Consider the following 18348-nt stretch of genomic DNA (forward strand, 5'->3'; position numbering starts at 1 on the left):
GCAGCCGGGACCCGCAGTGCGCACTGCCTGTGCAGCACCTGTCATCGGTGGCCTGCCTCGGTGCAGAACTATGACCCGGCCGACCACGGTTCGGCGACGTGGGCCAGCCACACCTGGTGCGGATTGAGCGAGCGGATGAGTCGCTGGCCCTCGGTGACCGGTTCGTCAAGTTCGCCGAACCAGACCGCCGTATCGCCCGCGATCACGACGGTGCCTCCGTCGGTCTCGACGACGACGATCTGCGAGCCGCGCGTGTGGCCAGGCGCCGGAAGCAGCCGAACCCCCGGCAGCAGTTCGAACTCACCGTCGACTTCGATGTAGTTCACCCCCGCGGCATCCACCCATTCACGGATCGTGTAGTCGTCGTGCGTGCGTGTATCCTCCAGCTCGTGGCGTTGCACGTACACCGGTCGCCCGGCGAACAAGTGGTTGCCGCCGCAGTGGTCGAAGTGAAGGTGGGTGTTGACGACCGCAGTGATGCTGTCGAGCTCGATACCGTGCTCGGTCAGCGGCTCCAAGCGTGGGTCCATGTCGGCAACCGCGGGGTGCAATTCGGTCATCCCCGTATCGACGAGCACCCGGCCGTCTGGATGCTCGATAACGTGCACGTAGACCGTCATCCGCTCCTCGCCGGCGAGAAGCGTGGCGACGCGTATCGGGGTCACGGTGACCGGTTTGCGACTTGTCATGCGCAGCCGCCCGATGCGAAAAGAAGCGAAGGCGCCACGGCCGAAGATCTCATGTGAACACCGTACACTTTCATGCGCTGACCACAACGGCCAGACCTTTGCAAGGTTGAGCACAGGCCGTTTTGAGGTGCTGATCGTTCACGACGAGCTGACCATTCAAACGCGCAATAATCTGCCACGCCGCGGATCGCGAGCGGAGCCCTTGCACCTTTGCCCCAGACTCCTCGACTTGATCCCAGCGGTCGTAGGCCAACGTGCGATTCAGGGCCGGAGCGCGCAGTTCGGCAGCAGCAATCGCGGCAGTGGCTCTGCTCGCGGCCGGGTGGCACCCGACCGAACGTCGTTCAACCAGTGTTCACCGAAGGCTCACTCGCGTGCGGCCCTGCGCTGCCGTGCATCCGTATGCCGCGAACATAACATCGTGGTGACGAAGGGGAGCCTGATGCCTGACCGCACCGTTTCTGATTCGATCTTCCGACTGCTCTGGCAGGTCGTCGAGATCTACGTGTTCGTCGTTCTGGTGATCAAAGACCGCAAGGTACCCAAGTGGAACGGCGGAATCGAGCTCTCTGTTCGGGCCCCCGAGCTCCTCGACTCCGGCCCCGATCATCCTGTGTGGCTGCTTCAGAACGAGCGCGATCGAACCGGGGTTCCGTCGACCTCGACCTGAACGCGATCGTCGTAGAAGCAGATCAGGTCACGCACTGGCACGGCGTCATTGAGCGGCTCCGTGTAAGCCCACGTCCTCGATGCGCTGCTCGCCGACCACAGCCGACCAGTATGACGCGTGACCCTTATACGCGCAGGTGGTTAGCGTGTCGCTCGGCGAGAGCAGATCCATGCGAACATCCGGTGCTCCGCGATCGCAACATCCAGGTCGTATCGACTCTGCAGGTTCATCCAGAACCGATCAGACGTACCGAGCGCGTTAGAAAGTCGCGACGCCGTGTTGGGCGTAATCGCGCGCTTGCCATGCACGATCTCGTCCATCTGACGAGCCGGCACGGAGTTGCTCGGCAGGATTCATAGAGGAACAGTGTCGCGTAGAAGAGAGCTGCCGATGCCGGTCTTGGCCGCCCGTGACCGCACTGCCTGATGGTCGACAACATCAACTTGTAGTCCAGTGAGATCACTCAGCGCATCGCTGAGGTGAATCAAGTCGCGCCGTTCCCCAGGAGCGAATTCAACGATGAGGTCTAGATCGGAGCCGATACGATCGCTCCCGCGGGCTGTTGAACCGAACACGCCCGCTTCGGACACTCCGAACCGGGTCATGGTGGCGCGAATGGCATCACGAAACTCATCAAGTACTGCACTAGGTGCTTTCGCGCTCATTCTTCACCGCCAATCTGCGTCTGTTCCTGATTCAAGAATAGGCCCGAACGGTGTGAGGAGCAGTGTTCGCGTGCTCTTGCTGCGCCGCGCCTTTCGTGGCCGCAGCGACCCCTATCGCTCCACCCGCAGAAACTTCGCGACCCCGCGCCGCAGGTCGAGCCCCTCACTCTCGGCCCGCACCGACACCATTGCCGAGTCGCGCCCATCGTCAACCGGATACAACCGATGCACGCGCAATTCCCCCTCAACAACCACATAGTCACCCTCAACCAGACTGTCGAGAACGTTAAACGCCAGCTCGCCATCACAAACAACATCGCACCACGGCAAAACCCGAGCCCTTCGCTGCCCCCACGTACCCGGCGCAGTCTGCTTGTTCTCAATCACAAAACCGAGGCGAATGGATGCTCGGAACCATGCTGATCGAAACGCTCCGTTTGCCCGCACGAAGAGAACGGATGCCCGGTGTGGGCAGCGCGTCGGGTATTCCCATCCGGAATACAATAGTGAGACATCGTCATTATCGAGGGTGTTGGGTCGATCGGCACTTTGCCTAGCTCGCGAAAGACTTCTGTACTACAATACTGAAATGAGTTGAAATGTCGATCAGGTGGACCCCGAGCGCAGCGAAACACGGAGTCGATCAGGCCGATGCTTTGAACGCGATCGAGCTCCACGTTTACTGGCTGAGGGCGTTCGATGAGCCGAGACTTGAGGGCGGATTGCGTCCTGATTTGTGGATCGGACCCAATCGAAGTCGCACGCAGATGATTGAAGTGTTGGCAGAGGTGACGCCACCGGCCGACCTGTTGATTTTTCATGTCATGGAGGCCAGACGCAAGATGTTAGACCTAGCAGAGGGGCACGCAGATGAGCACGACTGAGAAGGAGAACAAGCGCGGCGAAAAACTCAGCGAGTGGGCTGAGACGCTCGACCACGTTTCCGCCGATGCAATCGTCGTGCGTGGAAACGGCAAAGACTCCGGCCGAGCGCTCCTCGAAGCAGCCCTCGGTTCCGCTGAAGCTGTTGACAAAGCAATCGGTCGCCCGAACCTCAGTGGTGTCTCCGGTCGGGGAGAGTCCCCTGTTCGCCAGGTGCGCCTCCCGCGCGCCCTCGATCAAGCCCTCGTTGAGCGCGCAGCATCTGAACATCGCAAGCCCAGCGAAATCGTCAGGGAGGCACTCACCGCATACCTCGGCAAAGCATCTTGACCGCCGACCAGGAAAGGAACGCGTGCTAGTTGTAGGCGCAGTTATCTCACACGCGGGAAAAATCCTGTGCTGCCGAAGAGCCCCAGGCAAAGCCTCAGCTGGCCTATGGGAGTTCCCTGGCGGCAAAGTCGAAGCCGACGAAACGCCTGAGCAAGCTCTGGCCCGTGAGATCCAAGAAGAGCTGGGCGTCCCGATCCTCGTCGGCGACCTGGTCCTCCGCGCAACCACCTCGGTAGACGGGCGCGAGATTGATCTCGCCTGCTACTGGGCAACTCTCCAACAAGACGCGCCAGCGGCGAGCACCGACCACGATGAGATGGTCTGGCTACCTATCGCCGACCTGATGTCGCTCGATTGGGCCAAGCCAGACCTCCCCGCAGTCTCGCGTCTCATCGCTCAAGAGCAGGCAGAGACGTCGGACTGACGGACGTAAATCCATCTCCGTCCCTGACCCAAACGGTGATGCCCAGACCCGCACAAAGTTCCAGAAGGTCAGCTGTCGGGATGCCCGGAAGAAGTATCGACGGGCGCACCCCGTTCATCACCTTCTGTGCGGTGTGCACGTAATCAAGCACCTGCCCGATCGCGTTCCGCACGTACCCGCGCGCCGACGACTTCTTCGCTTCGACGATCTCGCCCGATGTCTCGTTGTACAGGTCGGGCTCCATCACGGTATTGCCGACGGGCACGCGCAAGCGCCGAACAGTGTCGCCGCGTGCCATGAGCCAGGCTCCGAAATCGGCTTGGAGTTCGAACTCTATTCGAGAGACGGTGCGCCCCAGCTCACTCGGCTCGAATGGTTCGAGCTCATACGAGTCGCTGGATGGAGGCGTCCAAGGCAAAGCCTGCGGCTCATTGAGCTGCTCTCCGCCGTAGGTCGGGAGCTCGCTCGTGTCCGCGTCGAGAGGCACGAGGTTGAAGATGATCCCTTCGCGTTCGTTGCCCTCGAAATCCGGAATCTGTTCAATCGCGTAAGGCACATCGGCAAGTGTGAACGCGCCCACGTAGGTCGCTTGCGTCCCGCGGGTGCGGAAAAGGCGGATGACCTTCCCGCCCTCGCCCGAATCCCGCAGAGAGCGGTTCCCACGAAGAAAGACCTGGTCGCCAGCCTGGCCTTCGCCAGTGTAGGAGTAGCTCCCATCTGATCTCAGGCCCTCGAACTTGTCGTAGCCGTACCGCTTCCCGCTGTCAGGGTCAGTGAAGATCAGAATCTGGTCCGAGTTTTGCGGCGTAGCGATGCCGCCCTGACGCTGACCGCCCCACACGCTTTGAACGTCGCGCCTAGTCCTGACGTCGCCGATCGGTATGTCCCACTCCACGTTTTTGCCCCCGAGAACCCACGCTAACGCAGGTCGATGAGGCTAGACACCTTACAAATGAGTGATTTCGGCAGCAGTCTGCTCGATCACAACCACAAGCACGACGCCGAGGCGAATGAATGCCCGGCAGAAGTGCGTCGAACGACGTCGCCATCGCTTCCTGGCGAACGGCTCGAGATCGACTATGAGCGAGACTTCACGTAAATCCTCAGCGCTGGCAACTTGGGCAAATCGATCCAGAGAGTCATGCTGGTCTCGCTGACCGACGTGCCCGCGACCTTGTACGCGTCAGCCCCAGCGAGATCGAGGAGTTCAGCCATCGATCCGGCCTTGGCTGCGGACACATGACCGACCTTGCGGCCCTTTCCGTAGATTCCGATTGCGTTGGCGTCATACTGATTGTCGGGTTCTCGAACGAGCAGATACTCGGTTCCACCAAACACGGCTCGCTCGCTGTCCGTGACGTAGTAGGCCGATCCCTTGATTCTGGTTCTTACGCATTCCAGGTTTCTGAGGTCACCGACAGTCATCTTCGATTCTTCGACGGTTGAGCTGTTCGCCTTCAGAACCTTCGCTTCTGTTGCCTGCTCGACTTCATCTTTCAACAAGTTGTACTCGTCGGTCACGTCGAAGATGCTGAGCCCGTGAAGGCCGGCAATTCGCTCACCTACGACCCAAAACGACTCGGAACCGTCCTCCGCATCGACGATTTGCCTGGCAACCTTTTTTCGTAGCTCTAACGATGGTCCGCGCTTTGCCGGCGTGGCCGTGGCCTTTGCCGCGGCTGCTGGTGGCGAAGGCTTGGACCCGTACACTTCCTTGACCTGCCGATACAGGTTTCCGAATAGTCCCATCGACTTTCCCCTGACAACCGGAAAACGTCGCTACACGTAGCTGCGGACGGTCGAACGGATGAAGTCGGCGTGTTCATAGATGTCGTCGAGCGATTCGATCGGGTGCTTGGTTTCGACCTTCGCATCATCGAATACACCGAGATACTTCTGTTTTTTGCCGTTGAACCACAGACGGGCGATTGGTTTGCGGTTGTTGTCGTCGAGCAGCACCGCAAAGTACGACTTCGCATCGCGGTGCGTGACGCGTTGTGGTTTGACGTCGCCGCAGGCTATCGCCTTAATGATTTGGTATCCCTCAAGCTCCTCGGGAGTCGTCTCGATCTCCGTATCCCGGTCGAGATCCTCCTCGACGGCCGCGTGGCTCGCGATAGATTCGGCGGCGCCTGCCAATGGTGGAGAGGGAACAGCGGCCACGCCCAAGGCCGTCTTGAGCCGGTCGTTGACTTGCTCGTTGAGGTATTGCTTTGCCGCCTTCGTAACGAGCGATGAGAACTGTTCTCTAACCTTTTGGGTGAAGGCCCCGTCGTAAACTCTCGAAGTGAAGAATTTCACCCAGTCCGTTGAAGGTTCGCGGAACTGAGTCGCGATCTCGCGCTTCAAGGCTCCGACATACTTGAGTTCTTCGGCGGCGTTGATAATCGAGTCAAGATCGAAAACTTCTTTCGTCAGTTTCGAAAGCTCCGGAATCAGCGTCTCGTCAATGTCTGCGAGATCCAGAACCAAGAATGGCTTCTCATCCATTCGGTTCGGTGCATCGAGATCGGTGTAGAAGTTATAGACCGCACCGTTCGTTAACACTGCGATGCGCGCGTTCGTAACCGCGAAGTATCGAAAAAGTTGCGATGCATGTTCCAGGCTCAGTGCCGAAGTCGAGCTCTTGCACTCAATCAAAATCTGAACTTCGCCGTCCCGCATGATGGCGTAGTCGATCTTCTCGCCGCGCTTCACCCCGACATCTGCGGTGAATTCGGGCACCACCTCGAGCGGGTTGAAAACGTCGTAACCCAAAATTGTCGAGATGAACGGCATGATGAACGCGTTCTTCGTCGCCTCTTCCGTCTGGATGGCTGCTCGTTGGTTCTTGACCTTCGCAGCCAATGCAGTGAGTCGTTCTTCGAAATCCATGCTTCCCCCTGGTCGCGTCATTGCATTCTCGACGCTAGTGGACGGGCCCCGAGAATCCATCACGACTCGTGACCCCATTTCGAGGGCCATCCGTAAACTGAGCGAGGCCGACTGGGTCGTGAGACTAGATCGAGGTCAGTGGTTGCAGGTGGCTATATCAGCTTGCGAGCGCACGCGCCTTGACTGCTGCAAGATCTCGCTCGAGCCGTTCGAGCGCGACCCGGAGGTCTTCGCCCGTGTGGGCGGCAAGGCCGTCGAGGATAAACCCGCGTGCCAGAGTCGAGACAGGCAGCCCGTTCGCCGCAGCCAGCGACTGTAGCGCTTCCAGCGTCTCCGGCGGGATACGCAGAGTCAACAATGGTGACGGGCCGCGATTTGGTTTCGCCCATTCGCCTTCCGGAACGTTATCGCGGTACTCCGATGTGTCGGCTTCCAGCTCGGCAGCTATTGCATCCCTCGCTTCATCGGGGATCCGATCATTCATTGTCTCGCCTTCCCTCGTAGAGATTCCGGTGTGCGCCATTCGCAGGCCAGGCGTTTCCGCCGTAAAGCTTTCCGTTGTGTCTGACGACTATGACGACAATCACCTCGCCTCGACTCTCGCTCCAGCCTATGTAACGGTCAGATTTGCCGGACTTGCTTGCGGGGTCGGGCGACTGCAGTAAGGCGTCGGGATCATCAATCGCGTCTTCGGCCTCGGCGGGTGTTACTCCGTGCCGGTCGCGCATGTGCGCCACGGCGGCGGCATCCCACTCGATTTCAGCCACGATGACAGTGTATAACGCGAGTTTTACACTGGAGAAGAGCGCTGTGTATTTTTTCGGAACATGTCCTCACCGCTTCACCCGCAGAAACTTCGCAACCCCGCGCCGCAGGTCGAGCCCCACGCTTTCCGCCCGCACCGACACCATCGCCGAGTCGCGCCCATCGTCAACCGGATACAACCGATGCACGCGCAGTTCCCCCTCAACGACCACATAGTCACCTTCAGCCAGACAGTCGAGAACGTTAGACGCCAGCGCCCCGTCACAAACAACATCGCACCACGGCACAACCCGAGCCATCCGCTGCCCATCCTTGCCCGGCACAGTCTGCTCGTTCTCGACCACAAAGGCCGCAACCTGGATGCCCGTCCCATCCATCTCCACGGGATCCGACTGCACCCTGCCGCGAACCCATATCCGGCTATCCATGATTTCCTTTCGCTAATCTAGCGTCCTTACATGATTCTAGAGTAATCCTCGGTTTAGATCAAGGGCAGAATGGGTTCATGTCGCATCGAGCACTGCAGTTGAAGATTGATCGGCAATCAGAGGATGCGGCTCGCGCATTCCAGGCGATACCTGCCCGCATCGCAATCCTGGCCACCCTCAACGTGGATGGCCCTCAGACACGTGGTCAGCTGGCCGAGCGCTTGGGATTGGGCACTAGCGCGCTTCAGCATCAACTCGTGGCGTTGCGGGAGATTGGACTCGTTGTTGCCGTGCCGCTAGAAGAACCTGATCATTATCACCGAAGCGTGTACCGCATCGAAGCGCAAAGGCTGGAGTCCGCATATAACGCGCTTGGGTTGGCGCTTGGAGTTGCTGGAGTCGCTCGCTGAAGCCTTCCCGAACCTGGACACCGATGTTCTGGGCTCCTTCAAACACCGATGTTCTGGGCTCCTTCAAAGGGAGCCAACGTGAGCTGAGGTGGCCACTCGCTAACCGCGCGGGCTACTCCTGCTCAAGCCCCGGGTAGTGGTGTAGCCGGTTTTCCTTCGTTTTGGTTGGTTAGGCGCTGAGTTGGAGTGCTGGTTCGGTCACCTCGGTTCTGGTGTTGGGTAGGAGGGTGAGGCGGGCTTTGGTGAGGATGTCGATGCCGAGGTAGCGGCGTCCTTCGGCCCATTCGTCGGTTTGTTCGGCGAGGACGGCTCCGACGAGTCGGGTGATCGCGTCGCGGTTGGGGAAGATCCCGACGCTGTCGGTACGGCGCCGGATCTCCCGATTCAGGCGCTCGTTCGGATTATTGGACCAGACCTGCTGCCAGAGCCCGTCGGGGAACGTCGTAAACGCGAGGATGTCAACCCTGGCGGCATCAAGGTGCTCAAACGCTGCGGGGAGTTTCTCTTCGACGTAGTCCAAGAGCCTGTCGTATTGGGCGTGCACGGCGTCCGCGTCGGGCTGGTCATAGACGCTGTGGAGCATCGCTTTCACTGCCGGCCAGATGCTCTTCGGGCACACACTCATCAGGTTCGCTGCGTAGTGGGTGCGGCAGCGTTGCCACGCAGCTCCTGGCAGGTTCGCAGCGATCGCTTCGACCAGGCCCTGGTGCGCGTCGGAGGTCACCAGCCGCACGCCGGTAAGGCCGCGGGCTGTGAGGTCGGCGAAGAAGCTGTTCCACGCCGCACCGGTCTCTGACGTCGCAACTCGCAGGCCGAGGACCTCGCGGCGTCCGTCAGCGTTCACACCGGTAGCGACGAGAACGACGGCGTTGATGACCCGGCCACCCTCACGGACCTTCATCGTCAGCGCGTCGGCGGCGACGAACGTGAACGGGCCCGCGTCGCCGAGCGGTCGGTGCCGGAACTGGGCGACATGTTCATCGAGGTCGGCTGCCATCCTTGACACCTGTGACTTCGACAACGAGTGAATCCCTAAGGTTTTCACGAGTTTGTCCATCCGGCGGGTACTGACGCCGGCGAGGTAGCAGTCCGCGATCACGGTGATCATCGCCGCCTCGGCGCGTTTGCGTCTTTCGAGCAGCCATTCCGGGAAATACGTGCCCGAACGGAGCTTCGGAACAGCGACATCGATCGTGCCAACACGGGTATCGAGGTCGCGGTGCCGGTACCCGTTGCGTTGCGCGGTACGGTCGGGCGAGGGTTTGCCCCATTCCGCACCAACCACAGCATCGGCGTCGGCGGAGAGGAGGGCATTGATCATGGTTTGCAGCAGGCTGCGCAGCAGATCCGGAGACGCGTCGCCGAGGGCTTCGCGGAGCAGGCCATAAGGGTCGACAATATGTGGAGCGGTCATCGTGATGATGCCTTTCGAGTGGAGGTTAGAGACTTCTCGAAGGAACACCACGGTGACCGCGCCCACGTCCAAGACGGGGCCAAGCCACCGGGGCTACACCACTCTAAGGGGCACTACTCCTGCTGCCCGTTCGGGTTCGAATGCTTTGGGAGAAACGATTCCCGCCGCTGGCAGCAGGAGCCCCGCTACCTTAGAACTATGAGCTCCACCGACGATTACGGCTTCCGAACCTTCCCCGCTGCGGAGGCCGACCCGGCGACGAATACCTGGATCCAGGCCGAACGCCGCGGCTTTCACGACACCCGAGCCACCGACGAGCAGCTCGCGCGGACGGCCGACCATCTCGTCACAGACCGACGCCAGCTCACCGGCGCTTACCGCGGTGACGAGCTGGTGGCCACGTTCGCCGCCTTCGAAAGCACCCTGAACGTCGGGCCGAACACGCTTCTGCCGGTCAGTCTTATCTCCAACGTCACCGTGCGGCCCACCCACCGCCGCAACGGCATTCTGCGCCGCATGATGACCGACCATTTGCGTGAGGCTGCCGCCGCGGGCATGGCGATTGCTGCCCTCACGGTGTCGGAGGCCACAATCTACCGGCGGTTCGGCTTCGGCGTTGCGACCTGGGTCAGCCACGTCGCCCTCACTACTGACACGCGGTTCCGGATGCTCGCCGAACCTCGCGGGCGGTGCGAGTTGATCGAGACCGCCGACCTCGCCACCCTGGGCCCGCAGGTGTTCGCGGCCTTCCACGCGGCGCATCCCGGCTCGGTCGATCGGCACGCAGCGACCTGGAACCGTGTGACGGGCACGGCCACCGAGAAAGACGACGCGAACCCGGGCATCTATGCGGCTGCGCACTACGACGAGGCAGGGCAGGTCGACGGGTACGTGTCGTACCTGTTCAAGGGATGGGACACCGCGCCTCACACACTCGAGGTGATCGATCTGGTGGCGGCAGACGACAACGCGTATCTGGGCCTCTGGGAGTTTCTCGCATCCGTCGACCTGGTCGAACGCATCGAGTGGCAGGCCGCACCTGCCGACGATCCGCTGCGCTGGGCGGTTGCCAACTGGCGTTCGCTCGCGCTGACGGGGCTCGAAGATCTGCTGTGGATTCGCGTACTCGACGTCGTGGCGGCATTCGAGGCGCGGGCCTATCTCGGTTCAGGGTCGGTTGTTCTGCAGGTCACGGATGCTCTGGGTTACGCCAACGGGACGTACCGGCTCGCCGTGGTGGATGGTCAGGCAACGGTGACTCGCGACGATTCGGCCGCACCCGACGTCTCTGTCGAGGCGCCAACGCTCGGCTCGCTCTACCTTGGCGGTGTCGACGCGGTGACGCTTGCCGCGGCAGGGCAGCTCGTGGAACACACTCCGAACGCGGCCCTTCGCCTTCGCGCTCTGCTTGCGCCGGTCGCGTCGGTCTACGGGTCCACTCACTTCTGACGGAGCGATGCCCCCGAGTCGCGCCACTCGGGTCGTGCTTGCAGCAAGCGCAAGTGAAGCGCCGACTGTCGCTCGCTAGAGTTGGTCCCGCACCCGAACGAAGGAGCGCTCGTGAGATTCGACTACGACCAGCTGCCCGGCACCGTCGTCTTCGGGCGGGGCGCGGCCCAGGCCGAGTTGGCCGCCCAGTTCGACGCGCTCGGCCTGCAGAACGTGATGCTCGTAGCGGGCGGCTCGACACTTGCCGAAGCGCGAAGGCTCACCAGCGAAGTGGATGATCGCATCGGCTCCGTCTTCACGAACGTGTTGCCCCACGTTCCCACCGCGGTGGCAGAAGAAGCTCGCGCGCAGGCCCTGGCCACTGGCGCCGACGGGCTGCTCTCGGTCGGCGGTGGATCGACCACCGGAACCGCAAAGATCGTGGCCCTCACGAGTCACCTGCCGATCATCGCGATTCCGACGACGTACGCAGGTTCGGAGATGACCCCGGTGTGGGGCCTGACGACGGATGCCCGCAAAGAGACCGGCATCGACCGCGCGGTGTTACCGCGAACGGTGATCTACGATTCCACTCTCACCCGCACTCTGCCGCTCGACCTGGCGATCGCCTCAGGGTTCAACGCGCTGGCGCACTGCGTCGAGGCCTTCTGGGGCCCGGGGGAGAACCCGGTGACGAGCCTGCACGCTGGGGCGGGCATCCGGGCCCTCGCCGAAGGCATGCGCGGCGTTCACGGCGGCGCGCCCACCGACGATGACTACGATCAGCTGCTCTACGGTGCGTATCTCGCGGGCAGCTCGTTCGCTGTTGCCGGCTCGGGGCTGCATCACAAGATCTGCCACGCGCTCGGCGGTGCGTTCAATCTGCCGCACGCGCAGACGCACGCGGTCATGTTGCCGCACGTTCTCGCGTTCAACGCTGGCTCGATCGGCGCGGATGCCGACGCTATCGCCGCTGCGCTCGGCGCGCCCAAAGCCGCCGAGGGCCTGTGGAGCCTCGGGCGCGAACTCGACTCGCCCGACAACCTCGAGGCACTGGGGCTGAAGGCATCGCAGCTCGACGAGGCGATCGCCATCGTCAGTGCGAAGCTGCCGATTGCAAACCCCCGACCGGTCACGCCCGACGATATCGCGGCCATTCTCACAGCCGCCTTCTCTCCGGCGGCGGGTAGGTAGAGGCCGGTAGGCTTGCTGCCATCTCGCGGTACCGGCGACAACGATGTTGACGACAAGGATGTTCGATGGCGACTTTTGACGATGGAATCTCTCTGACCGCCATCCCCGATTCGAACGTGGTGCACACCGACGTTCTGATCGTCGGTTCGGGGCCGGCAGGTTCCGCCGCGGCACTGGCGCTCTCGACCCTCGGCATCGCGAACATGATGATCACGAAGTACCGGTGGACGGCGAACACGCCCCGCGCGCACATCACGAACCAGCGCTCGATGGAGTTCTTCCGCGACATGGGCATCGAGGAGCAGGTGCTCGCCGAGGCCACGCCGCACGCCCTGATCGGCGACACCGTCTTCTGCACCTCGATCGCCGGCGAGGAGCTCGGGCGCATTCTCACCTGGGGCACGCACCCGGCCCGTTTGGCGGACTACACGCTCGCCTCGCCGACCCTGCCGTGCGACATGCCGCAGAACTACCTCGAACCGATTCTCGTGAAGAATGCCACCGTGCGTGGCACGCAGACCCGGTTCTCGAGCGAGTACCTCTCTCATGTTCAGGATGCCGACGGGGTCGACGTCGAGGTGCTCGACCGTGTCACGGGCACGCGTTACACCGTGCGGGCGAAGTACGTGATCGGCGCCGACGGGGCTCGTTCGGCCGTGGCTGCCGACCTGGGGCTGCCGTACGAGGGCGCCATGGACATCGCCGGCTCGATGAACATCACATTCACCGCCGACATCGAAGAGCTGGTGAGGCACCGGCCATCCGTTCTCTACTGGGTCGTGCAGCCCGGGTCGAATGTGGGCGGCATCGGCGCCGGGCTCGTGCGCATGGTTCGGCCGTGGAACGAGTGGCTGATCGTCTGGGGGTACGACATCAACGAACCGGCCCCGGTGGTCGACGAGGCCATGGCCACCCAGATCGTGCGCAACCTGCTCGGGGTGCCCGACCTCGACGTGGTGATCACCGGTACCTCGCTCTGGGGCAACAACGAGATGTTCGCGACGCACCTGCAGAAGGGGCGGGTCTTCGCGGCCGGAGACGCGATCCACCGGCACCCGCCGAGCAACGGGCTCGGGTCGAACACGTCGATCCAGGATTCGTACAATCTCGCGTGGAAGCTGGCGGCGGTCATCCGGGGCCAGGCGGGCGCAGCCCTGCTCGACACCTATAGCGCTGAACGGGCGCCGGTCGCCCGGCAGATCGTGACGCGCGCGAACAAGTCGTCGAGAGAATTCGGCCAGCTGTTCGACGCCCTCGGCCTCCTCGGTGCGACGACCGAACAGCAGATGGTCGACGCCATCGAGGAGCGCAAGGCGAATACACCGGCGGGCGCGGCCAAGCGGGCTGCGCTGCAGCAGGCCATGGAGCTGAAGCACTACGAGTTCAACGCGCACGGAGTCGAACTCGGCCAGTTCTACACGTCGACTGCGGTTGTCTCCGACGGCTCGACCAAGCCCGAACCCACGCGTGACCCCGAGCTCTATTTCGTGCCGTCGACGGTGCCGGGTTCGCCGCTTCCGCATGCCTGGGTCGGTGACGCACGCCTCAAGGTGTCGACCCTCGACCTCGCACCCAGCACGCAGTTCACCCTGTTCACCGGCATCACGGGCCAGAAATGGGCGGATGCTGCGCCGGCCATCGCCGCTCGACTCGGTATCACGCTCGAACCGGTGGTCGTCGGCCCCGGGCAGGCGTTCAGCGACCTCTACTTCGACTGGGCGCGGCTGCGGGAGATCGACGAAGACGGAGTGCTGCTCGTGCGACCCGACAAGATCATCGCGTGGCGATCGCGCTCGATGGTCGGCGACCCGGAGGCGGCACTCGAGGCCGCGCTTCGGAGTGTGCTCAGCCTCGGCTGAGCGGCGGAGCCGTCGCGAGCGTTGCTGAGCTGTCAAGCAGTCGCAGCTTCGCCCAATGGCCGAGTGGCTGGAGCAGTCAGCGCGTGGGCTGGGTGCTGGAGCCGTCAGAGCTGCCGAAGCAGTCGACGCACGGCCCCGATGGAAGCGTCGGTCACGATGTGTTCAGATCCCGGTTCGATCTCGACGTCGACGACGGCGCCCAGTCGGCGCAGCTCAGCCGCCGTCTGTTCGACCCGAGCGGCAGGAACCCAGGCATCGTCGCTCGCGCAGCGCAGCAACGCCGGTGTCGCCGCGAGATCGCCCTCGAACGCGGCCGGTGCGGAGTCGCCGCCGATGTACCCACCGGCCATCAGCAGGAGTGCCGCATACCGGCGCGGTCTGGTCAGGGCAAATTGCGAGAGCAGGCAGGCGCCCTGCGAGAAACCGAGCAGCACGACGCGAGCCGGTTCAATGCCCGCTGCGTCGAATCGCGCCAGACCGGCGTCGATGGCGGCCAACGCCTGGTCGAGCCGAGGTTGGTTCGACACCACCGGCTGCATGAACGGCTTCGGGTACCAGCTGCTCTCTGCCGCTCTGGGCGCCAGTGCGGCGACGTCGTCGAGCGTGCCGTCGGCCCCGATGCGCTCGCACAGGGTGCGCATGAAGTCGGGCGATTGGCCGCGGCCGTGTACGGCGAGCAACCCGAGCCGGGCATCCGCCGACAGCGCACCCCACGTCTGCCACTCCGTCGCGAGGTGCGGATTGATGGGCGCGGTGGTGTCGGCGGCCCGAGGGCTCGGATCGAGCCAGCCCGCGGGGGAACCGCTCACCGCTCCGGCGCCAGAACGATATCGAACACAGCCTCGCTCCACGTGGAGTCGACGACGTGACCGCGGGGCGCTTCGCCCGGCTCGTGCTCGATGAACTCGGTGATGAGGCTCGGTTTCACCCCGAAGACGGCGTCGCTGTCGAGGTACTGGTCGCCAGCGACGAAGATGTGCGTGATCAGCGTCACGTAACCCTCGGCCACCACCATGAAGTGGATGTGCGCCGGCCGCATGGGAGACCGCTCGGCGGCGCGAAGCAGGTCGCCCACGGGCCCATCGTACGGAATCGGGTAGGCGGCGGGTTGAACCGTCCAGAAGTCGAAGCGGCCGTTCTCGTCGGTGAACATGTGGGCGCGGCCGGCGAGGGCGTGGCCTTCGTACTGCACGTCGTAGAACCCGGCCTCGTCGGCGGCCCACACCTCGACGCGGGCGCCGGCCAGCCCGGAGCCGTCGGTGCCAGTGACCCGACCGTGCACGTAGCAGGGTCGGCCGGCCATGCCCTCGCCGATGTCGTCGCCCAGCCCGATGAGGGGGGCGTTGTGCACGAAGAATGGCCCGAATACGGTCGATTCCGTGGCGTCAGAGCGTGGGGGCGAGTTGACGCCGACCGTCATCATGGATGCGCCGAGCACGTCGGAGAGCAGGATGAACTCCTGCCGGTTCTCGTCGGTGATCTGGCCGGCGCGGGTCAGGAAGGCGATGGCGGCGTCCCATTCGCCAGGGGTGAGCCGAACATCCCGAATGAAGCCGTGCAGGTGCCGCACCAGGCTCGACATGACCTGCTCGTAGCGCGGGTCGGTCGACGTTTCGAAACTGGCCACGACCTGTTCTGTCACCGCGTCTTCGCGAGCGCGCTGCTGCTCTTCGTCGTCGAATACGGCATCCATTGCGGGGTTCCTTCGGAGTGGTGGCTGGGCAGGGCGTCGTATTGTGGCAGTGCGCTCAGTCTTCGTCGCGCAGCGGTTCGAGTCGGCTCATGATGCTCTCGCGCTCGTGCTCGAACTGCGGGGGGAGCATGAAGGCACGGCCGAGTTCTTCGGGCGACTCGTCGCAGTCCCAGCCGCCTTCGTTGTGCGTGACGGCGAGCTCGAACAGGGCACCGCCGGGGGTGCGAACGTAGTGCGACTTGAAGTAGGTTCGGTCTTTGAGTTCGGAGATGTCGGTGTAACCGGCGCCCTCGATGTCGAACTTGACCTCGCTCTGGTTCTCGAGGGTGTCGAGGTTCCACGCGAAGTGGTGGTACGCGCCGGCCCCGTACCTCCACGTGCCCTGCGGGCCCTGGCGATCGCCGGTGAGCTCGACCCAGTTGCCGAATCCGATGTTCTCGCCGACCTGGAAGCGGGCGCGGTCGCCCTCTTCGAAGACGTCGCCCGTGGCGAAGAACACCTCTTTGCCGAAGTCGACCATGCGGTCGTGGTCGTAGACGTGGATTCCGATGCCATGGATGCCGTGGATCGCGTACTCGCTGGGCACGCCATTGCCGGTGAAACCCTCCCGCGGGTCGCCGTGGTTCTCGACGAAGACGTACTCGATGCCCGAGGGGTGGGCGAAGTTCAGGCGGCGCTGGCCGAAGACCGCGTCGGCAGTCGCTTCGATGTCGTGCTGCGCGAACCGTTTCGCCCACCAATCGAGCGAGTCGACCGGCACCGAGAGCATGACCTCGCGCGCCTGGTTGGTACCACGGATGCCGTACAGCCCGGCCTGCGCCCACGGAAAGGTGGTGACAACCGACGACGGATCACCATTCGCGTTCGAGTAGTACAGGTGGTAAACCGGCTCGTGGCCGTCGTACAGCACGGTCTTCTTGATGAACCGCATGCCGAGAACCCGGGTGTGAAAGTCGACGTCTTCTTGCGCGTGGCCGACAGAAAGTGTCACGTGGTGCGAGCCGGTTACGTACGTCATAGCCTGGATCTCCTTTGATCAATCGAAGTTTAGCAACGGGCGCTACCCTTCACCCCAGACGGCCGACACAGCTCACGGCGATCCGCCATTCGCGCTCTTCCAGGCTGCTTGCGCAGAGGCTGCATCGGGTCTAACATACAACCAAATGGTTGTAGAAATAGAACTCACTGACGAAGAGGTGAACCGCATCTTCCGGGCCCTCGCCGACGCGACCCGACGCGACATTGTTCGCCGAACGCTCGTCGCCGAGGTCTCGGTGTCGCAGCTCGCCGAATCGTATGACATGTCATTCGCGGCCGTGCAGAAGCACGTGGCCGTGCTGGAGGAGGCGAGTCTCGTGACCAAAGAAGCGCGGGGGCGGGAGCGGATGGTGCGAGGCGTGCCCGATCGCATCCGCCAGGCGCAGCGCCTGCTCGACCAGCTCGAGCAGCTCTGGCGCTCGAGAATCGACCGCCTCGATGCCCTGCTCGGCGAACCTCGCCAGAACGAGAATGCGGAGCACGAGCATCCGGAGCACGAGCATCTGGAGCACGAGCATCCGGAGCTCGAAAGAAAGAAACCCAACGAGAACGAGAAAGGCTGATCATGCCCGTAACAACCGTCGAGAAAGACCTCGACCAGCTCACCATCACCATCGTCGCCGATTTCACGGCATCACTCCAGCGGCTGTGGGACGCGTATCTCGACCCCCGGCAGATCGAGCGGTTCTGGGGCCCGCCCACCTACCCCGCCACGTTCCTTCGCCACGACGCCGTGTCGGGCGGCCGCAGCGTCTACAAGATGACCGGCCCGACGGGCGACGAGCACTACGGGTGCTGGGAGTGGGAGGCGCTCACCCCAGGCACCTCGTTCGAGGTGGTCGACTGGTTCGCCGATGCGACCGGCGCGCCGAACACCGAGCTCCCGTCGACCCGCATGACGCTCACCTTCGAAGCGACAGGCACCGGCTCCCGCCTGACGAGCATCGCGAAATTCGGCTCACTCGAACAGCTCGAGCAGCTCGTCGAGATGGGCATGCTCGAGGGCACCAGAGAGGCGATGTCGCAGATCGACGCCGTGCTCGCCGACCTTGCGGCCTTCGCCGCCGACAGGGCTGTGGATGCCCAGTTCCTCAGTGACACGCAGGTGCGCGTTGCCCGCGTCATCCGGGGCCCGCTCGACGAGGTCTGGCGCGCGCACACCGACGCCGAGCTGATGAAGCAGTGGCTTCTCGGCCCCGACGGGTGGACGATGCCGGTGTGCGAGATCGCCACGAACGTCGGTGACACGTACCGCTATGAGTGGGAGCCGGCGGGCGGCGGCCAGGGCTTCGGTTTCACAGGCGAGCTGCTCGAATCCGAAGCGCCGACCCGTGCGGTCACGACCGAAGCCATGATCGGCACTGACTTCCCGGCGACGCGCAACGAGCTCACGCTCACGCCCGTGGAGACGGGCACGCTTCTCACGCTCGTGATCACGTACGCGAACGTCGAGCAACGCGACGCCATTCTCGCGACGGGCATGACCGACGGCATGGAGACGAGTTACGCGCGGCTCGAAGGGCTGATCGGGAACAACGTGCCCGCCTAGCGTGAAGTCCGAGCATCCGATGCGGATAGTGGTGCC

24 protein-coding genes are annotated in these 18348 nt (G+C 63.3%); 9 read left to right on the forward strand and 15 right to left on the reverse strand.

Features of this window, described 5'->3' with window-relative positions:
- Positions 1-68: 68 nt before the first annotated feature.
- Entirely contained in the window at positions 69-689 is a 621-nt protein-coding gene (locus KPL76_RS07360; RefSeq protein WP_216335792.1) for an N-acyl homoserine lactonase family protein, read from the reverse strand.
- A gap of 442 nt (positions 690-1131) precedes the next feature.
- Between KPL76_RS07360 and KPL76_RS07365 the strand changes: the two genes are divergently transcribed.
- Complete coding sequence (locus KPL76_RS07365; RefSeq protein WP_216335793.1) at positions 1132-1359, forward strand: hypothetical protein; 228 nt, start codon at positions 1132-1134, stop codon at positions 1357-1359.
- Positions 1360-1404: 45 nt separating this feature from the next.
- Here KPL76_RS07365 and KPL76_RS14970 read toward each other — a convergent pair whose 3' ends face one another.
- The 4 genes from KPL76_RS14970 to KPL76_RS07385 all read right to left on the reverse strand — a co-directional run bounded on the left by KPL76_RS14970 (position 1405) and on the right by KPL76_RS07385 (position 2411).
- The gene (locus KPL76_RS14970) at positions 1405-1530 is read right to left on the reverse strand and encodes a DUF427 domain-containing protein (protein WP_216335794.1); all 126 of its coding nucleotides are present in this window, start codon (positions 1528-1530) and stop codon (positions 1405-1407) included.
- Positions 1500-1694: a HigA family addiction module antitoxin gene (locus KPL76_RS07375; RefSeq protein ID WP_256438731.1), complete on the reverse strand. Its 195-nt coding sequence runs from the start codon at positions 1692-1694 to the stop codon at positions 1500-1502. Before KPL76_RS07375 ends, KPL76_RS14970 begins: the two co-directional genes overlap by 31 nt.
- 18 nt (positions 1695-1712) lie before the next feature.
- The gene (locus KPL76_RS07380) at positions 1713-2024 is read right to left on the reverse strand and encodes a nucleotidyltransferase family protein (RefSeq protein WP_216335796.1); all 312 of its coding nucleotides are present in this window, start codon (positions 2022-2024) and stop codon (positions 1713-1715) included.
- Between the two features lie 111 nt (positions 2025-2135).
- Positions 2136-2411 carry a hypothetical protein gene (locus KPL76_RS07385; protein ID WP_216335797.1) on the reverse strand — a complete coding sequence of 92 codons (276 nt, stop codon included), beginning with the start codon at positions 2409-2411 and terminating at the stop codon, positions 2136-2138.
- Positions 2412-2894: 483 nt separating this feature from the next.
- Between KPL76_RS07385 and KPL76_RS14735 the strand changes: the two genes are divergently transcribed.
- Positions 2895-3236, forward strand: a complete 342-nt coding sequence (locus KPL76_RS14735) for a ribbon-helix-helix domain-containing protein (protein WP_253202217.1) — start codon at positions 2895-2897, stop codon at positions 3234-3236.
- 22 nt (positions 3237-3258) lie between these two features.
- Positions 3259-3660: a (deoxy)nucleoside triphosphate pyrophosphohydrolase gene (locus tag KPL76_RS14740; RefSeq protein WP_253202218.1), complete on the forward strand. Its 402-nt coding sequence runs from the start codon at positions 3259-3261 to the stop codon at positions 3658-3660.
- Here KPL76_RS14740 and KPL76_RS07395 read toward each other — a convergent pair.
- The 6 genes from KPL76_RS07395 to KPL76_RS07420 all read right to left on the reverse strand — a co-directional run bounded on the left by KPL76_RS07395 (position 3626) and on the right by KPL76_RS07420 (position 7727).
- Entirely contained in the window at positions 3626-4501 is an 876-nt protein-coding gene (locus KPL76_RS07395) for a hypothetical protein (protein ID WP_216335799.1), read from the reverse strand. The genes KPL76_RS14740 and KPL76_RS07395 overlap by 35 nt on opposite strands.
- A 236-nt stretch (positions 4502-4737) precedes the next feature.
- Positions 4738-5409, reverse strand: a complete 672-nt coding sequence (locus KPL76_RS07400) for an HIRAN domain-containing protein (RefSeq protein WP_216335800.1) — start codon at positions 5407-5409, stop codon at positions 4738-4740.
- A gap of 30 nt (positions 5410-5439) precedes the next feature.
- Positions 5440-6534 (reverse strand): type I restriction endonuclease, encoded by a 1095-nt coding sequence (locus KPL76_RS07405; protein ID WP_216335801.1) that lies wholly within the window; start codon positions 6532-6534, stop codon positions 5440-5442.
- A 157-nt stretch (positions 6535-6691) separates the two neighbouring features.
- Positions 6692-7018: a hypothetical protein gene (locus KPL76_RS07410; protein WP_216335802.1), complete on the reverse strand. Its 327-nt coding sequence runs from the start codon at positions 7016-7018 to the stop codon at positions 6692-6694.
- Positions 7011-7301 carry a BrnT family toxin gene (locus KPL76_RS07415; protein ID WP_216335803.1) on the reverse strand — a complete coding sequence of 97 codons (291 nt, stop codon included), beginning with the start codon at positions 7299-7301 and terminating at the stop codon, positions 7011-7013. The genes KPL76_RS07410 and KPL76_RS07415 overlap by 8 nt, the downstream gene beginning before the upstream one ends.
- Positions 7302-7367: 66 nt before the next feature.
- Complete coding sequence (locus KPL76_RS07420; RefSeq protein WP_216335804.1) at positions 7368-7727, reverse strand: single-stranded DNA-binding protein; 360 nt, start codon at positions 7725-7727, stop codon at positions 7368-7370.
- A 77-nt stretch (positions 7728-7804) separates the two neighbouring features.
- Between KPL76_RS07420 and KPL76_RS07425 the strand changes: the two genes are divergently transcribed.
- On the forward strand, positions 7805-8137 hold the full coding sequence (locus KPL76_RS07425) for a winged helix-turn-helix domain-containing protein (RefSeq protein ID WP_216335805.1): 333 nt from the start codon (positions 7805-7807) through the stop codon (positions 8135-8137).
- A 169-nt stretch (positions 8138-8306) separates the two neighbouring features.
- On the opposite strand, the gene KPL76_RS07430 is transcribed toward KPL76_RS07425, so the two are convergent.
- Positions 8307-9551: an IS256 family transposase gene (locus KPL76_RS07430; protein ID WP_216335755.1), complete on the reverse strand. Its 1245-nt coding sequence runs from the start codon at positions 9549-9551 to the stop codon at positions 8307-8309.
- A 198-nt stretch (positions 9552-9749) separates the two neighbouring features.
- On the opposite strand from KPL76_RS07430, the gene KPL76_RS07435 reads away from it, so the two are divergent.
- From KPL76_RS07435 to KPL76_RS07445, 3 genes are all read left to right on the forward strand, one after another.
- Complete coding sequence (locus KPL76_RS07435) at positions 9750-11000, forward strand: GNAT family N-acetyltransferase (RefSeq protein WP_216335806.1); 1251 nt, start codon at positions 9750-9752, stop codon at positions 10998-11000.
- 111 nt (positions 11001-11111) lie between these two features.
- On the forward strand, positions 11112-12173 hold the full coding sequence (locus KPL76_RS07440; protein ID WP_216335807.1) for a maleylacetate reductase: 1062 nt from the start codon (positions 11112-11114) through the stop codon (positions 12171-12173).
- Positions 12174-12238: 65 nt separating this feature from the next.
- Positions 12239-14032, forward strand: a complete 1794-nt coding sequence (locus KPL76_RS07445) for an FAD-dependent monooxygenase (RefSeq protein WP_216335808.1) — start codon at positions 12239-12241, stop codon at positions 14030-14032.
- A gap of 104 nt (positions 14033-14136) precedes the next feature.
- Here KPL76_RS07445 and KPL76_RS07450 read toward each other — a convergent pair whose 3' ends face one another.
- From KPL76_RS07450 to KPL76_RS07460, 3 genes are read right to left on the reverse strand one after another with little or no spacing between them, the layout of a single operon-like run.
- Complete coding sequence (locus tag KPL76_RS07450) at positions 14137-14841, reverse strand: alpha/beta hydrolase (RefSeq protein ID WP_253201940.1); 705 nt, start codon at positions 14839-14841, stop codon at positions 14137-14139.
- Positions 14838-15725 (reverse strand): dioxygenase, encoded by an 888-nt coding sequence (locus KPL76_RS07455; protein ID WP_216331801.1) that lies wholly within the window; start codon positions 15723-15725, stop codon positions 14838-14840. Before KPL76_RS07455 ends, KPL76_RS07450 begins: the two co-directional genes overlap by 4 nt.
- Before the next feature lie 55 nt (positions 15726-15780).
- Positions 15781-16743, reverse strand: a complete 963-nt coding sequence (locus KPL76_RS07460; protein ID WP_216331804.1) for a VOC family protein — start codon at positions 16741-16743, stop codon at positions 15781-15783.
- Between the two features lie 145 nt (positions 16744-16888).
- Between KPL76_RS07460 and KPL76_RS07465 the strand changes: the two genes are divergently transcribed.
- Together KPL76_RS07465 and KPL76_RS07470 are read left to right on the forward strand one after the other, a co-directional pair.
- The gene (locus tag KPL76_RS07465) at positions 16889-17326 is read left to right on the forward strand and encodes a helix-turn-helix transcriptional regulator (RefSeq protein WP_216331813.1); all 438 of its coding nucleotides are present in this window, start codon (positions 16889-16891) and stop codon (positions 17324-17326) included.
- Positions 17327-17328: 2 nt separating this feature from the next.
- On the forward strand, positions 17329-18312 hold the full coding sequence (locus KPL76_RS07470) for an SRPBCC family protein (RefSeq protein ID WP_216331824.1): 984 nt from the start codon (positions 17329-17331) through the stop codon (positions 18310-18312).
- Positions 18313-18348 lie beyond the last annotated feature (36 nt).

Source organism: Subtercola sp. PAMC28395 (genome assembly GCF_018889995.1).
In the GTDB taxonomy this organism is placed as follows: Bacteria; Actinomycetota; Actinomycetes; order Actinomycetales; family Microbacteriaceae; genus Subtercola.

Excerpts from the sequence above, each read along its gene's own strand:
- KPL76_RS07420 (WP_216335804.1), bottom strand. The coding sequence starts at position 7,727 with ATGGATAGCCGGATATGGGTTCGCGGCAGGGTGCAGTCGGATCCCGTG.
- KPL76_RS07460 (WP_216331804.1), bottom strand. The coding sequence starts at position 16,743 with ATGACGTACGTAACCGGCTCGCACCACGTGACACTTTCTGTCGGCCAC.
- KPL76_RS07380 (WP_216335796.1), bottom strand. The coding sequence starts at position 2,024 with ATGAGCGCGAAAGCACCTAGTGCAGTACTTGATGAGTTTCGTGATGCC.
- KPL76_RS07430 (WP_216335755.1), bottom strand. The coding sequence starts at position 9,551 with ATGACCGCTCCACATATTGTCGACCCTTATGGCCTGCTCCGCGAAGCC.
- KPL76_RS07435 (WP_216335806.1), top strand. The coding sequence starts at position 9,750 with ATGAGCTCCACCGACGATTACGGCTTCCGAACCTTCCCCGCTGCGGAG.
- KPL76_RS07405 (WP_216335801.1), bottom strand. The coding sequence starts at position 6,534 with ATGGATTTCGAAGAACGACTCACTGCATTGGCTGCGAAGGTCAAGAAC.
- KPL76_RS07365 (WP_216335793.1), top strand. The coding sequence starts at position 1,132 with ATGCCTGACCGCACCGTTTCTGATTCGATCTTCCGACTGCTCTGGCAG.
- KPL76_RS07400 (WP_216335800.1), bottom strand. The coding sequence starts at position 5,409 with ATGGGACTATTCGGAAACCTGTATCGGCAGGTCAAGGAAGTGTACGGG.
- KPL76_RS07445 (WP_216335808.1), top strand. The coding sequence starts at position 12,239 with ATGGCGACTTTTGACGATGGAATCTCTCTGACCGCCATCCCCGATTCG.
- KPL76_RS07425 (WP_216335805.1), top strand. The coding sequence starts at position 7,805 with ATGTCGCATCGAGCACTGCAGTTGAAGATTGATCGGCAATCAGAGGAT.
- KPL76_RS14735 (WP_253202217.1), top strand. The coding sequence starts at position 2,895 with ATGAGCACGACTGAGAAGGAGAACAAGCGCGGCGAAAAACTCAGCGAG.
- KPL76_RS07470 (WP_216331824.1), top strand. The coding sequence starts at position 17,329 with ATGCCCGTAACAACCGTCGAGAAAGACCTCGACCAGCTCACCATCACC.
- KPL76_RS07360 (WP_216335792.1), bottom strand. The coding sequence starts at position 689 with ATGACAAGTCGCAAACCGGTCACCGTGACCCCGATACGCGTCGCCACG.
- KPL76_RS07465 (WP_216331813.1), top strand. The coding sequence starts at position 16,889 with ATGGTTGTAGAAATAGAACTCACTGACGAAGAGGTGAACCGCATCTTC.
- KPL76_RS07455 (WP_216331801.1), bottom strand. The coding sequence starts at position 15,725 with ATGGATGCCGTATTCGACGACGAAGAGCAGCAGCGCGCTCGCGAAGAC.
- KPL76_RS14970 (WP_216335794.1), bottom strand. The coding sequence starts at position 1,530 with ATGGATCTGCTCTCGCCGAGCGACACGCTAACCACCTGCGCGTATAAG.
- KPL76_RS07410 (WP_216335802.1), bottom strand. The coding sequence starts at position 7,018 with ATGAATGATCGGATCCCCGATGAAGCGAGGGATGCAATAGCTGCCGAG.